Below are 14,034 nucleotides of genomic sequence, written 5' to 3' on the forward strand. Positions count from 1 at the left end.
GCAGTCGAACTGCTCAAGAACGGCACCCAGAAGACCTACCCGGGCTACCCCCACGGAATGCTCACCACCCACGCGGACGTCCTCAACGCCGACCTCCTCGCCTTCATCCAGTCCTGACACCACCCACACCACCGCTCAACATCAAAAACACCCCACACGGACGCTTCGCCACACGAAAACAGCGCAAACGCCCGTGACACCGGTTGGCCCTGACAACAACAGGGCCAACCGGCTAGAACTCGAAGTAGCCGTATCACCACTATCCATGGGGTAGTGAATCTCTCCCAGGATGAGATCCGGATTTTCCTGACTACCTACGACCCTGGCTTTACCAGCGGTTGGAGGAAGTTTTTGAAATCTGTGGGCGCCGAACAGAAGGATGCAAGCCACATGTCCGATCTTTTTCTCGCGACAGCCAGTCGCGACATCTGCGACCGGAGCGGATCTCAGATCACCCGAAACGCCACTGACTATGCAAAGATGCTCATGTCACTGCGCATCCCACCCCGGCCCATGCCTCAGGCCCAGCAGATTCTTCACCGGTGGAGTCGCGCAAACCTATTCCCGTACGTAACGAATCTCAATCTGTCCCCATATGGCGGAGAACGCAGCTTCCGCTTCGACGCGTACGGATACAAACTGGGCGACATGCTCTATGTGAATCAGTACTGTGATGCGGTAACCGGCCTCACTGATAAAGAGTGCGAACCGGATGCCGTGATCGCTCACTTCGTGCTTTCCGGCTCGATCGGATTCGAGAGTGGCGGCCACGCGGTCAGTGTCCGACCTGGGCAGATGTGCGTACGGGACATCAGGCACCAGCGCTTCTGGGTAGAGCCGGGAACGGTGACGCGATGGATGACGGTGCCACGGCCCATGGTCGTCAATCATCTACGCGATGACAAAATGCCGAATCCCGCGGTGGTCTGCAACTCGTCCCCCGAGGCAAAATTTCTGATCTCGTATTTGGAGGCAGTCAAGGCCCAGGACCACAAACTCCTGTCACCCGCCGGCACGCGCGCGATCGAACAGGCTGCCGTAACGCTGCTGTCAGGACTCGTCGCGGGCATTTCGCCGCATGAATCACAGGAATTTCGAAGTGCAACCCTGGGAGCGGCTCGAAGGTTCATCGATCTGAAAGTGGCGGATCATGATCTTACCCCCGCCTCTATCGCGCATGGCATCGGCGTATCAGTGAGGACCCTGCACCGCTCCTTCGCTGCCGCCGACGATACTGTTATGGGATATCTTCGGCGACGTAGAATGCACGAGGCTCATGCCGAGCTACTCAGGACTCGCGGAGCAGTGACGGTCGCAGACCTTGCCGCGAAATGGAATTTCTCGGACTCAAGTCACTTCATTCGCCAGTTCAAGGACCTGTACGGCACCACGCCTGCGGCCTACTTGAGAAATCTGTGAACAATTCCGATAGATTCTGTTGGGGGGCGCAGAATGCACATGCTTGTCCTGTGCTGCTTGACGACACCCGATCACACCCGGGCGTCACCCCAAGGGCACCATCAACTCCGCGGCACGACGGGCGATGATGTATGCCCCGCGTTCATTCGAAACGGCCTCAGCCTTTGCAGCCGCGGCCCTGACGACATCTGAAGGCGCGCCTCGCGCGTGCAGCACCTTTGCCCGGAGCAGGAGACGCAAGCCTTCGGTGAACCGCTCGTCATGGACATCGGACAGGCATTCGGAACGGTCGAGGGCGGCGTCGGCCTCGTCCGGCATGTCGGCTGCCAGGAACATCTCGGCGAGTAGGGCGAGGTACTGGGTGACGCCGTACAGCGGTGGATCAAGCATTGTCGTGACGATGACATGTTCGGCCTCGGCTGCGGCGCCGGCCGGATCGTCACCGGTCATTGCGCGCGCCCAGCACCGGCTCACCCGCAGATAGGAGTCGACGTTGACGAAGAAGTGGTCGGGGTCCGCCGTTCGCCATCGCTCCGTGATACGCATCCCCCAAGCCGCGTCGCCGGCCCACTGAGCGGCATCGGCAGCCCAGTGGGCCCAGACCGAAATCGCGTACGGGTCGTCGCCCGCAGCGTCCTCCACTGCGCTCAGCAGAGCTCTCGCGGCGTCGACGTCTCCGTGCACCGTGATCATCAGCGCCCGGAACATCGGTGCGAACATCCGCAGATCGCGCCGCAATGGGTTTTCCTGTCGCCATTGAGCGTCTTCGAGTACGGTCCAGTCGTCATCATTCATGTACCGCAGTCCCGCGCCGGCGTCACCCTGCTCGAACGCATACAGGCCATTGAGCTGCCGGGCGTATGCGCGCGCCGTTCGATCGGCGGATCCCTCGCCCTCCTCGACCAGTCGTCGCGCGAGGGCGTTCGTCTCGGGCTGATGGTGGCTGAACGCGGCAACGACCCGCATGAACAGGAAGTCAGCGGCCTCGCCCTCCCGGCCAAGACTGCGCGCCAAATGCTCGGCGCGCGCCAGAAGATCCGCGTAGGACCCGCTGAACCCTGATTGCCTCCAGAAGACGGTGGCCAGTAGCGCTACAGCTGCCAGTTCCACCTCTGCCGAACCGGCCGCTCTGGCCATTCGGACGGCGGACTGCAACTGACGCTCGGCGGCCTCGAACGCGGACTTGGTTGCTGCACGGCGGCCCGCACGCAGCAGTGCGCTAGCGGTTCGGGAAGGCTCAGCAAGGGGCCCGGCAGCCCACAAATGGTAGGCGAGGCGCTCTGTAACCGAGTCGTCAGCAATGATTCCGGCGTCGAGCGCGTCCGCGATACGAAGGTGCGACGCGCCAGCCAGTCTGGGCGGTATGACAGCGGCCACCGCTTCGCGGACCAGGTCGTGCGGGAAACGGACCGAAAACGGGTCTCCCGGCACGGGCTCCAGCACACCGAGCGCCGTCAAGGGCTCAAGTCGGGCGAGGCAGGTCGGGGCGTCGACAGCCGCGACGTGCGCGAGCAACCTGACGCTGACGTCGCGCCCCACGAGCGCGGCGGTCTGCAACAACCATCGCACCTCGTTGCTGAGGTCGGCGGTCCGGCTACGCACGATGTCTCGAATGCTGCACGGCACACCGGCCCCGCCGGCCGACGCGGCAGTTATGCCACCAGCCGACGCCAGTAGCCGCGAAAGCTCCCGGACGAAGAACGGATTGCCGGCAGTTCGCGCATAGATGCTGTGAAGGGCGCCGAACTCGGGTTCCTTGCCTGTCTCCTGCCGGACAAGCTCGGCCACTTCGTCCTCGCCCAGCGGGCCAAGACGGATCCGGTGGTGGCCGGGGGCACGGCTCACCGTGGCGAGGAACTGGGACAACTCTGTTCCCGGTGCGGGCGCGCGGTCCCGAAGGGCACCGACCACCACGGCACCGCGGGGCAATCGCATCGACAAGTGGCCGAGCAATTGCAGGGAAGCCACGTCGGCCCACTGGAGATCATCGACAACGAGGACCACAGGCCTCCGGGCCAGGGTTCGGCTGACCAGGGCGACAACCTGCTCGAACAAACGGAAGCGTGCGCCGCCGTCAGGCGGGACCGTCAATCCGCCATAATCCCGTGCAGTTTCCACGAGCTGACCAAGTTCGCCAGTGAGCCATGCTGCTCGCTCTTCGGCAGGCAGGCTGTCAAAGATCGCGCGGACCATGTTCACCCATGGCCACATGGACGGTGTCCCGTCGCCTTCAAGACACATGCCCCACACCACGAGCGCGCCCCAACGCTCCGACTCGGCAGTCATCTCCTTCAGCAGGCGAGTCTTTCCCACGCCTGGCTCCCCGTCGACAACCACCACGCTCGTCTCACCGGCAAGGGCGGAGCGCACGACGTTCGCCAGCACGCTGAGCTCTTCTGCACGGCCTACGAATCCTGCGGCAACCTTGTCGGGTGCACCGGAGGGTTCGCCGATCCCATTCGCCGTGACATCCGGTGCCGGGCTCTCGATCAAGACTCGTTGTTGCGCGGTGCGCAACGCCGGCCCAGGATCTACGCCGAGCTCGTCACCGAGCCGGGCGCAAACCGTCCGCACTCTCTCAAGCGCCTCAGCTCGATGCCCGGCTGCACCCAGATTGTTGACGAGGGCGGCGTGCACATCCTCATCCAACGGTGCCATTGACGCTGCCATACGCAACGCCGACAAGACCCGCTGCGGCTGTCCCATCCGCACTGCAAGATCACCTGCCGCCACGCACGCCTGGAGGAACTCACCCTGCAACGCGATGAAAAGCGGTAGCGATCCGAGACCCACCCCGTCCCCAGCCGAGCCACGCCACAACACCAGTGCCTCGACCAGACTGTTCAGCGCTGCCTGATACTGCCGCCCCGAGACGGCCAGACGAGCAGTTTTGACATGCTCGCGGAAATCAATCAGATCAAGCCCGCTGTTCCGACTCTCGAACAGGTAGCCGTCGCCGCGCCGCAACAGGTACGAACCCGTTGCGCGGGCCGGCAGATCCGGCTCCAATACCCGGCGCAGCGCACCTACATACTTGTGAATCACATTCAGTGCACTGACTGGGGGTCGGTCGTCCCAGATCAGATCGATCAGTTGGGTTCGACTGACCGGCTGGTCCGCCCTGGCCAGGAGCACCGCCAGGAGAACTCCTTGCTGTCTAGGACCCGGATCCAGCTCGACTTCCCCTCGCCACAGTCGCAACGGACCCAAGATCTGAAGACGCAAGGAACGGTTGCCGACCTGCGGTTCCGAAGCAGCATCGGACAACATGACCACGCCCAACCGCTCCCGATGCTTGGCAAGTTCGGGCTTCAATCTCTACCACCAGTCATGGTCGGCCGACTGCGTCAGTCCACAGAGAACGGAGACGATGGCTTGGCCGACACCAGCGGCCGATGCCGGATTCTGCCCCGTGACCAGGCGCCCGTCCACCACTACGTGGGGGCGGAATTCAGGTGCTGCGCTGTACCTCGCGCCACGCTCTTCCAGCCGGCTTTGCAACAGGAAGGGGATCACGTTCCCCAGGCCGATGGAGAGTTCCTCCTCGTTGCTGAAGGCAGCCACCTGCCTGCCGGCGACCAGGTACGATCCGTCGGACAGAGCGATGTTCACCAGCCCTGCCACACCGTGGCCCACTGCTCCCACAACGCCACCTGCCTCGTAAATACGCCGAGCCACATCCATCAGAACCGGGTTTTGGGGGAAGTCCCACATGCCGCCATAGCCCCCTGCATAGAGAATCGCGTCGTAGTTGCCAGGAATCACGTCATCCGGAGTCATCGCGTTCGCCAACTGCTGGGTGATTGACGCGTCATTCAAGAATTTCATTTGGACGGGATCGGTGACGTCAGTGCAGTCCGGATAAGGGCGGCCCCCTTGCGGTGATACGAGGTTCACCCCGAATCCAGCAGCGGTGAAAATTCTCCATGGATGAGCCGCATCGGCGACATGGAAACCAGTCAACCGTCCGGTTCCTCCCAGTTCGGTGTGACTCGTCAGGACTAACAAAACATGACGCATGGCAGACAAAATCTCCGCGCTAGGGGCCGGCACTCCGCTATCAGACGATGGTTAACGCGACGTCCTACCCGTAGGAGGTCTCCCTGTTCAGGGCGCAGACGCGCCGACTGTCTGTTGGGGGCAGGCGGCAGACGCCGTGTGCCGATCAGCCCCGACCGGAGCGCATCCGCCAAGCCGTTGGCCACCGTAGACCCTGCTGATCATCCCCTGTGGGCGATCTGTCGACGCCGGCGTCACGCCCGGTCTTGCGACCGGCAAGGAATGTCCGGGGCGCACGACCGCTGGCGGCCGCGCGTAACGACGGCAACGAGACCGAAGCCGACTGCGGCCACATCGGAGGCCGCGTTCCTGGTCGCGGACGCAAGCGGCCGGCAGATGGCGATCCGGCTCGGCGTCGCTGGCGCAGTGGCAGTCGCGGTCCCGAACTCATCCGGTACCAGTGGGGCGAGGCGCCGGTGGTCGGCAATGCGATACCGGGGTGCACCGCGGTGGCTTCCAGGACGCTGCAGGCGTTCGGCAGATACCAGGGGCCCCTGGTACCACGCGACGAGTGCAGCCGGCCCGGCCGCGAAGTCGGACCGGATCCGGTGCAGACGCCGCCACCCGGTCCGATGCCTAGCACCGACTTCCCCAGGGCGGTCAGGTCGACCAGAGCGTCGATCGCCTCGGAGTCGGGATGGACCTCGTCCGGCCAGTCGGCGGCAACGGACAGGACGCCCGAATACGCCGCCGGGTAGCCATCGGCAGCCTGTGCTTGCCCATCGGCGGCGGGTCGCGCCACGATCAACGGCGCCCCCGTGGCCTTGTGGACGATTTTTGCCAAAGCCTTCCTGGGCGTCGAAGTGGTCACGGGCACGTCGATGGTCTGGGCGTGGGCCCTGACGGCCGAATCGATGCCCCGGACGATGCCATACGCCGTCGCGGCCCCCGTGTCGTCGGTGACGGCCAGCGAGTAGATCCGCCCTCTGGGAGCGATGCACGGGCTGGCCTTGACCACTTCTCGGGCTCCTCACATGATTACGTCTCGCAAGAAATTAGTACAGGAGGACTCCGCACGGAGCATGGAATGTGCGCGCCAATGGATTCCGGAGACCGGGGCACGGAAATTCTACGCCTTCTCTTTCCGGGGTTGTTGGATACGAAGTCACCACTGTAAGAAAGACGAAGGATCCAGCCTGCCCCAGGCCTGCACGGCCCGCGTTCAAGGTGTGGAACGTCTTGCAAAAGTCCCCGGGCTCTGCCAAGCCTCGTTGCCGTTTCCGGGAATAGGCCAGTCGGCGACTACGTTGTGACGTCATGGAGAATTCAGACGCAATGGGCCAGGCGCTGGCAGAAGTGGGCCCTCAGTTGCGGCGGCACCGTGTCCGCTGCGGCGTGACTCTCACGGCACTCGCCGAGGCAACCGGCATCTCCAAGAGCACCCTCTCCCGCCTAGAGTCGGGCCAGCGGCGCCCCGGTCTAGAACTGTTGCTACCCATCATCCATGCACTCCGGATCAGCATGGACGACGTGGTCCAAGTGGTCCCTCCCGAGGGAGCGTTCAACCGCTTGAAACCGCACTCCTGGAACGGGATGGTACGTATGCCGCTCACCCGGGAGATCGGCCCGATCCAGGCGTGGAAGCTCGTGATACCGGCAGGCCGGACCGAGCCAGATCCGCAGAGTCACGAGGGGCACATGTGGATGTACGTGCTGTCCGGCCGCATGCGTCTCGTCCTCGGAGACAAGGATCTGCAGATCAGAGTCGGTGAGTCAGCCGAGTTCTGCACACGGCTGCCGCACTGGTTCGGCAACAGTGAGCCGGAGCCAGCCGAAGTCATCTGCATGTTCGGGCGCCAGGGCGAGCAGGTACGGCCCCGTGTGATACCCACCGCCGGCTCTGGACGTCACCCGGCGGTTGCCGTGGCCGCAGCGATCCCAACCGAGCCGGCTGGCGATGCCTCCCCGTAGATGCCTCGTGCCACGGACGGCTTAGAAGCGTAGTCGAGCACACGAGTCGGTTACTGAGCGTCTCAACGGCGCTGCTCGAGGGTGATACTGCCGCAGGGCAGAAACAGGATGGACCCACGCGCGACCCATGGTGGAGGCCCGGGACTTTCCACCACTGAAGAAGAAGGGCACTTGCCGACGAAAATGAGAAGTCGGGTCAAAACGACCGACAGCAGCATCGGTAGATACCTTCATGGTCACGACGGGCCACTGATGCAAATTCCTCGAAATCCATACTTGCAATGTTCAGGTTTCCATGCATGGAATGGACTATATGCGGAACAACCCTACACTCCCGACCGAACGCCATCGCTTCCGCATATTCTTTGTCGTCGGCAAAATCTTCTCGAGTGACTGTACTTACCGCCAGCAATGCGTGGTGACTGGCATGCATCGCCAGGGAGTCGGCCAAAAAGAATACCGGCAGGCACCCTTTAAGTGATTCGTCTGCCGAAACTGCGGCCAGTACCTCATCTACACCCACACCCTGCCAAGCAGGATCGTCTACAATCCAAGTAGGCGATCCTGACTCAGAATGTTCAGCCAGAGTCGCCTTGATGAGCAGCCATGCTTGTTCGTCGCTATAGTCACTCCTGATGACTACAGGATCGAACTCGTTGCGATCGGCACTATTTGAAAAGACCCTCACTTTTTGCGCCATCTGCCTTCGCTTCCGCTCGACCAAAAGCTTTTTCAATATCCGTTGCCGACTGTGTGAACGCGCCCTCACCGTGAGGCCCGTTCCGGTCCCTTGGCCGAGTCACTGGTTCTGACTGCCGCCGTTAAAGGGATCTTCGAAGACGTTTTACGCACGGGACATGTACGTCATAGTACCCCCGCTACAGAGGCAAGCCGGGAGCGATGCGTTTTCTCCCGTTGTTTTATCGCGTGATGCGGGCGGGCTTGATCTGGGGTGTTGTCGGCACCGTTGTCGATTCCCACTCGGCGACCAGTCGTACGTTTGACGCGACGAAGCATTGTAAGTCGTGTGACCCCGTGTCAAACTTCCGGGGTCGACGTGCCGTTCCCGTCGTGCAGGCAGCGATGCCACGGCCGTGCAGGTTAGGTGTCAGGCTGTCTCGGTCGTGCTCTCCGCTCGGTACTTTTCCGTCACGGTAACGAATTCAGCCACCGCGGCTGTGAACTCGGAAGGTTGCTCAAGGTGTCCGTAGTGACCGCTGTCCAGCAGCTCGACCAGGGTGGCATCAGGGAGTTCGGCGATCATCTCCTCAGCCCAGCGCGGCGAGCAGATGAAGTCATGCGTACCAACGATCACCAATGTGGGGGTACGCATTTCGCCCAGTCGGCCCCGGTGATCGAACGACAAGCCATTTACGTTGTGGACCAGCACGGTCTCGGTCATCGCCGCGAACTCCTCTTCGCGACCCCAGTAGTCCTTGAAATACGCAGGCAACAGCTTGCGAAACCGTGCGGTCCGCAGCTCGTCCGTGGGATTTTCCGGCAATGGCTCGTCCCAGGCCGCACGCACCATCGCAAGGCCGGGGTGGCCCGGGAAGCGGACAGATAGGTTTTCGAGCCTGGCGGTCGCCTCCGCCAGCAGTTCCATGGTGTTGTGTGCCATGGAACTGTGAAGGATGACTCCGGCCAGCCGGTCACGATGCGTCAGCGCATACCCCTGCGCGAAGAAGCCACCCGCGGAGTGACCGAGCACGTAGACCTGGGGGACGCCCAAGTGCTCCACGACCGCGTGCACGAAGCGGACGTACACCTCCATGGTGTAGCCGTCCGGGTGGCTGGGCAACCTGCTGTGACCGGTGGTCCCCACCTGGGTCGGGTACACCATCGTCATCCGTTCCTCCAGGGAAGGAAGCCGGAAATAGCCGCCGTCGATGCCCGGCCCGCCGGTGAGCGCCAAGCACACAGGGCCGGCCACTCCGCGCACCTCGTACTTCTGGGGTACGCCGTCGACGTCAATGACGTGGTGGCCTGGGGACAGTGCGTTCATGTTCCGTTCCTTGTTGCTGATGTGAAGCTCTATAAGGGTTTGAGCGACGGCGATATCCGTCCAGAGCCCCGACGACGAGCCGCCCGCATCCTGCGGCGCGGGATGCGGGCGGTGATCAGTACGGACCGGGCGCCGCGTCCACGGACTTCGCGCAGGATGCAACCTGCGAACGGGCCGGCGGCTTCGCCTTCCGCCCGCATGGGGACGGTGGCGCCGATGGCGCCGTCCTCGAAAACCGCGAAGGGCTCCCTGCCGGGGTGAGCCCAGCGGACGGCCATGTCCTGCATGCCCTGGTACGGCGCCCCATCGCCCGTGGCATGAACTCGGCCTGATGGTTGTATCCGAGCGAGGGGCCGGCAAAGGTGGGCAGATGCCTATGGAGATGGAATTTATCAACGGAGGTCAGTCACGCCCGCCACAGAACGCACAGGCGCCTATTCGGTGGAGTGGTTGTCGCTGTACATCGGCTTCCAGGAGGCCGTCTCACCTTCCAGGCCGGTTGTGCTGAAGCGGGCGTGTAGTTCATCCAGCTGTTCCGGAGTGGGCCGGCTTCCCAGCTTTCCCATCTCGACGAACATTTCCTCGTTCCCCGCAGGTGACGATACGAACAAAGCCCGCCCGCCCGTCGCAGTGGTGAACGTGTGCTGACTCCCCTTCGGCACAACGATCACGGTCCCTGGCCCACCAGAGAATGTCGCTTCACCCACGCGAAAATCGTACTGACCCTCCAGCACGTAGATTATCTTCATGAAATCGTGGTGGGCGTGCGGAGGATTCTCGGTGATCACATCGTGGGTGAAGACGAACACCCCCAGAGCATCTTCGACATCCTTGCCGCGAACCAGCACCTCCAGCCAGTGCTTCCCACCAGTCTCGACGCGTGTGCCCTCCCCCGGCCCGACGCTCCAGCCGTCTTCTCCCCAGATACCCACTGACTCCTCCTCCTGCCCTACCACTCCGGATGATCCCGAAGCAGCCAAATACGACTTCACGATCCACTGGCACACGCGATATGCGCCGGTCATCCACGGGCAGCGTGCACGAACCCCGCAGATGCTGCCAAGCCGCGTTGCGGTTTCTGGGAAAAGTCCAGCAACGCGCTGCATGATGACCCGGGCGAAGCGGCGTGTACCTGCTCGCCTTCCAAAGCGCTCCAACAGGATGCCCCGTCACAGACTCACGGGCACGTATTGCAGATCGTCGCGGCAGACGTGAGACGTCGCTTTAGCGTCTTCGCCGAGCAGACGATACGAATGGAACATCCCGCAAAGACACGATGTAAGCACTGCAGGAACCAGTGCCGGCTATCGGGCCGGCGATCGCAGGGCCGCCTGCGAGGGTCATCGCTGCGCGAGAGAGGAATCCGACGCCCTTGAGGCTTTTCCAACCTGGTTGCGTAGCACGTCGGTTGGCTGAACGCCGCGTTGAGAGCTCGTAACACGATCTTGCGGGCTGGTGCAGGTCAGCCGTGACCGGTCTGACGATTGAGCCGTTCGTGAGGGCGTGAGCGTCAAGCGGTGGGTCGTGGACGACGAGTTGTGGGCGCTGATCGGGCCGATGCTGCCGCCCTGGCCCGAGGGTTCGCCCGGCCCCAAGCCAGTACCCGACCGGCTGTGCCTACAGGGCATCCTCTTCGTGCTCTACACCGGGATCCCGTGGCAGCAGCTGCCGTTGGAGCTCGGCTTTGGCTCCGGGCAGACCTGCTGGAGGCGTCTGGAGCGATGGCGGGAAGCTGGGGTCTTCGACCGGCTGCACCGGAGACTGCTGTCGGAGCTGAACGCGGCCGGCGAACTGGACTGGAGTCGCGCGTGCGTGGATGCCTCTCACGTGCGCGCGAAAAAGTGCCCCTATGGTCTTCGTCAAGCTGTGACGGGGGTCGGGGGCTCGTAGAAGGTGCCGTCGCGGAGCATTGCGAAGAGCACGTCGATGCGGCGTCTGGCGAGGGCGATCAGGGCGGCGACGTGGTGTTTCCCCTCGCGGCGTTTCCTGTCGTAGTAGGCACGTGACTCCGGTTGCGAGAGCGAGGCGAACGCTGCGAGGTAGAAGGCGCGTTTGAGCTGCTTGTTACCTCGCCTAGCGGGGTGTTCGCTGCGGATGGAGGAGCCGGAGGCGCGCGTGACCGGAGCCAGGCCGGCGTAGGCGGCCAGGTGTCCTGCGGAAGCGAAGGCACTGCCGTCGCCGACGTCGATGAGGATCCGGGCGGCGGTCCTGACCCCGATGCCGGGCATCGAGGTCAGGACCGGGGAAAGAGGGTGGGCCTCCAGCAGTTCCTCGATCCGGGCTGCGAGGAGTCTGCGCTGGTCCAGTACGGAGCCGAGTCTGGAGACGAGATTGGGGATGATCAGTGCGGCGGCGTCGGTGCCGGGGACGATCACGGTCTGTTCGTCGAGCGCGGTGAAGATGTCCTCGACCAGGCGCTCGGCCATCCGCGGGGCCTTCGGCCGCAGCAGTGTGATGAGTCTGCGCCGTCCTGCCTTCCGCAGCTGGGCTGGAGAGCCGAAGCGTTCGAGCAGGGTGAGCACGGCAGGGTGGTCAAGTCGGGGGCCGAGGATCTTCTCGAGCGGCGGATGGATTTGTGTCAGCAGGCCCCGCAGTCGGTTCTTGGTCCGTGTCACCTCGGTGGCCAGGTCATCGTCGAATCCGGTCAGCATCTCCAGCTCGGCCACGGTCTCGTCGGCCGCCTCGATGGCCCGCAGCGTGTGCGGCATCGAACGGGCCGCGTCCGCGATGACATACGCGTCGCGGGCGTCGGTTTTGGCCTCGCCAGGGTAAAGATCGGCGATCCGCCGCATCGTCAGGCCCGGCAGATAGGCGACACGACAGCCCGCGTCACGAGCCACCGCCAGAGGCAGCGCACCAACGGAAGCGGGCTGGTCGACCACCACCAGGACGGTGCCGTGCTTGGCCTGGAGCTTGGCAAAGACCTCACGGAGCTTCGGCTCGGTGTTAGGCAGCCGCTTGTCGAAGGCCTTCTTGCCCTCGGGGGTGAGTGCCGTCGCATGGTGTTCGCCCTTGCCGACGTCCAGACCCAAATAGACGTCGATGCCACCTTCACCAGCCACCACGTGCTTGCTCCCGTATGCGCGTTCTTCCCGGCCTCACCTGCGGCATCAGCGTGCCGGCATCCACGTTACGAAGAGACTGCCTCACCCGGTCCGGGATCGGTGCCCGTGCCCCTAATCAGCGGTCTGCCAATGCCTTCGGTCCCGGTGACACCACTTTTTCGATCCTGATCGACAAGGGGGCTCAGTCATGCCGGGCCCGAAGGCCGGGAGCCTCGTTGCGAGGCCAGGAAGAAGGTAACGGGGGTGCCGCGACGGCTCCCTCGCCGGTCGACCGCCGCAAGACCGGCAGCAAGCACCACCTGATCACCGACGGCGGCGGCATCCCGCTCAACGTCATCACCACCGCAGCCAACATCAACGACGTCACCCAGACCCTCGCCCTGGTCGACGGCATCCCACCGGTCGCAGGCCGGGTCGGCCACCCCCGCAAACGCCCAGAAGCTCTGCTCGGCGACAAGGGCTACGACAGCAACCCCAACCGCAAGGAACTGCGAAGGCACGGGATCCTGCCAGTCATCTCCCGCAGGTGTCAGCCGGACATCCACGGCCTGGGAAAGCTCCGCTACGTCGTTGAGCAGACCTTCGCCCTGCTGCACCAGTTCAAGCGCCTCGCCGTCCGCTGGGAACGTCGCCTCGACCTCCACGATGCCTTCATCTCACTGGCCTGCTCCCTCATCTGCTGGAGAAGGCTCAAGAGACTGATGCCACCGAAACCTCAGCCCATCCGCTGATCGGACATCCTCACGCCACCACCCGGAACTGAGCTTGTTCCGCTTTGACGGACACCAATGGTGTGGTGGTCAGGCTGCGTGTGCTGTCTCATATTCGGCGGGGCTGCGGTAGCCGAGGCTGCTGTGCAGGCGGTGCAGGTTGTACCAGCTTTCGATGAAGTCGAAGATCGCGGTGCGGGCGGCGGCCCGGCTGGGCCAGGCCGTCGTGCCCAGCAGCTCACGCTTGATGGTGGCGAAGAACGACTCGGCAAGCGCGTTGTCCCAGCACTGCCCCGTGCGGCCGACCGATAGCCGGATGCCGAACTGGCTGGCCAGGGCGGCGAATTGCTGGCTGGTGTACTGACAGCCGCGATCCGAGTGGAAGATCACCGGTCGGGTGGGGCGACGCTGCTGGCAGGCTGCCGTGAGGGCTTCGGCGACCAGGTCGGTTCGCAGGTGGTCGGCGGTGGCTCAGCCGACGACGCGGCGGGAGGCGATGTCGATGACGGTGGCGAGGTAGAGCCAGCCCTCGTCGGTCGGGATGTAGGTGATGTCGCCGCACCAGCGGACGTCGAGTCCGGTGGGGTCGGGCTGGAAGTCGCGGACGATGAGATCGGGCCGGGCGGCAGCCGTGGGGTCGGAGACCGTGGTCGGGTGCCGCCTTCTGCGATGGCGGCCCTGCAGACCGGCGGCCCGCATGAGGCGGGCGACACGGCGGCGGCCGCACTGGGAGCCTTCCCGCTGGAGCACCGCATGGACGCGCGGGGCTCCGTAGGTTCCGCGCGATCGCGTGTGGACCTTGGTGATCTGTTCGGTCAGCTCGGCGTCACGGACCGCGCGCGGCCCTGGGGTGGCGGTGCGGCGG

General features: G+C 64.0%; 11 protein-coding genes and 2 pseudogenes. 5 read left to right on the plus strand and 8 right to left on the minus strand.

The annotated features are described in order from the left end of the window. Positions 1–117: pseudogene (locus ABZ312_RS44035) on the plus strand (alpha/beta fold hydrolase); the annotation flags it as partial. Positions 118–273: 156 nt separating this feature from the next. After that, on the plus strand, positions 274–1,419 hold the full coding sequence (locus ABZ312_RS44040) for an AraC family transcriptional regulator (protein ID WP_500364700.1): 1,146 nt from the start codon (positions 274–276) through the stop codon (positions 1,417–1,419). 84 nt (positions 1,420–1,503) lie between these two features. On the opposite strand, the gene ABZ312_RS44045 is transcribed toward ABZ312_RS44040, so the two are convergent. Both ABZ312_RS44045 and ABZ312_RS44050 read right to left on the minus strand, forming a co-directional pair. After that, positions 1,504–4,554, minus strand: coding sequence for an ATP-binding protein (locus tag ABZ312_RS44045; protein ID WP_500440120.1), 3,051 nt, complete (start codon positions 4,552–4,554; stop codon positions 1,504–1,506). A 183-nt stretch (positions 4,555–4,737) separates the two neighbouring features. Continuing rightward, positions 4,738–5,439, minus strand: a complete 702-nt coding sequence (locus tag ABZ312_RS44050) for a type 1 glutamine amidotransferase domain-containing protein (RefSeq protein WP_500440121.1) — start codon at positions 5,437–5,439, stop codon at positions 4,738–4,740. Positions 5,440–6,735: 1,296 nt separating this feature from the next. Here ABZ312_RS44050 and ABZ312_RS44055 point away from each other — a divergent pair. Beyond that, positions 6,736–7,389: a helix-turn-helix domain-containing protein gene (locus ABZ312_RS44055; RefSeq protein ID WP_500364707.1), complete on the plus strand. Its 654-nt coding sequence runs from the start codon at positions 6,736–6,738 to the stop codon at positions 7,387–7,389. A 196-nt stretch (positions 7,390–7,585) separates the two neighbouring features. On the opposite strand, the gene ABZ312_RS44060 is transcribed toward ABZ312_RS44055, so the two are convergent. The 3 genes from ABZ312_RS44060 to ABZ312_RS44070 all read right to left on the minus strand — a co-directional run bounded on the left by ABZ312_RS44060 (position 7,586) and on the right by ABZ312_RS44070 (position 10,419). Then, a complete protein-coding gene (locus ABZ312_RS44060) occupies positions 7,586–8,089 on the minus strand; it encodes a DUF6924 domain-containing protein (RefSeq protein WP_500440122.1) in 504 nt (167 codons plus the stop codon). Between the two features lie 408 nt (positions 8,090–8,497). Next, the gene (locus ABZ312_RS44065; protein WP_500364710.1) at positions 8,498–9,394 is read right to left on the minus strand and encodes an alpha/beta fold hydrolase; all 897 of its coding nucleotides are present in this window, start codon (positions 9,392–9,394) and stop codon (positions 8,498–8,500) included. Positions 9,395–9,828: 434 nt separating this feature from the next. Beyond that, a complete protein-coding gene (locus ABZ312_RS44070) occupies positions 9,829–10,419 on the minus strand; it encodes a cupin domain-containing protein (protein WP_500364712.1) in 591 nt (196 codons plus the stop codon). Between the two features lie 478 nt (positions 10,420–10,897). Between ABZ312_RS44070 and ABZ312_RS44075 the strand changes: the two are divergent. Further along, positions 10,898–11,230 (plus strand): annotated as a pseudogene (locus ABZ312_RS44075) (transposase); the annotation flags it as partial. Between the two features lie 23 nt (positions 11,231–11,253). Here ABZ312_RS44075 and ABZ312_RS44080 read toward each other — a convergent pair. Further along, positions 11,254–12,456 carry an IS110 family RNA-guided transposase gene (locus ABZ312_RS44080; protein WP_500440123.1) on the minus strand — a complete coding sequence of 401 codons (1,203 nt, stop codon included), beginning with the start codon at positions 12,454–12,456 and terminating at the stop codon, positions 11,254–11,256. 218 nt (positions 12,457–12,674) lie between these two features. On the opposite strand from ABZ312_RS44080, the gene ABZ312_RS44085 reads away from it, so the two are divergent. Continuing rightward, on the plus strand, positions 12,675–13,190 hold the full coding sequence (locus ABZ312_RS44085; RefSeq protein WP_500440124.1) for an IS5 family transposase: 516 nt from the start codon (positions 12,675–12,677) through the stop codon (positions 13,188–13,190). 69 nt (positions 13,191–13,259) lie between these two features. Here the strand turns inward: ABZ312_RS44085 and ABZ312_RS44090 are convergent, their stop codons facing one another. Next, positions 13,260–13,625 carry a transposase gene (locus tag ABZ312_RS44090; protein WP_500440126.1) on the minus strand — a complete coding sequence of 122 codons (366 nt, stop codon included), beginning with the start codon at positions 13,623–13,625 and terminating at the stop codon, positions 13,260–13,262. 15 nt (positions 13,626–13,640) lie between these two features. Further along, a partial coding sequence (locus ABZ312_RS44095) for an IS3 family transposase (RefSeq protein ID WP_500440125.1) occupies positions 13,641–14,034 on the minus strand: 394 nt, incomplete at its 5' end.

This window comes from Streptomyces sp. NPDC006207, assembly GCF_040613835.1.
Lineage (GTDB): Bacteria > Actinomycetota > Actinomycetes > Streptomycetales > Streptomycetaceae > Actinacidiphila.

Excerpts from the sequence above, each read along its gene's own strand:
- ABZ312_RS44070 (WP_500364712.1), bottom strand. The coding sequence starts at position 10,419 with ATGACCGGCGCATATCGCGTGTGCCAGTGGATCGTGAAGTCGTATTTG.
- ABZ312_RS44065 (WP_500364710.1), bottom strand. The coding sequence starts at position 9,394 with ATGAACGCACTGTCCCCAGGCCACCACGTCATTGACGTCGACGGCGTA.
- ABZ312_RS44060 (WP_500440122.1), bottom strand. The coding sequence starts at position 8,089 with ATGGCGCAAAAAGTGAGGGTCTTTTCAAATAGTGCCGATCGCAACGAG.
- ABZ312_RS44055 (WP_500364707.1), top strand. The coding sequence starts at position 6,736 with ATGGAGAATTCAGACGCAATGGGCCAGGCGCTGGCAGAAGTGGGCCCT.
- ABZ312_RS44050 (WP_500440121.1), bottom strand. The coding sequence starts at position 5,439 with ATGCGTCATGTTTTGTTAGTCCTGACGAGTCACACCGAACTGGGAGGA.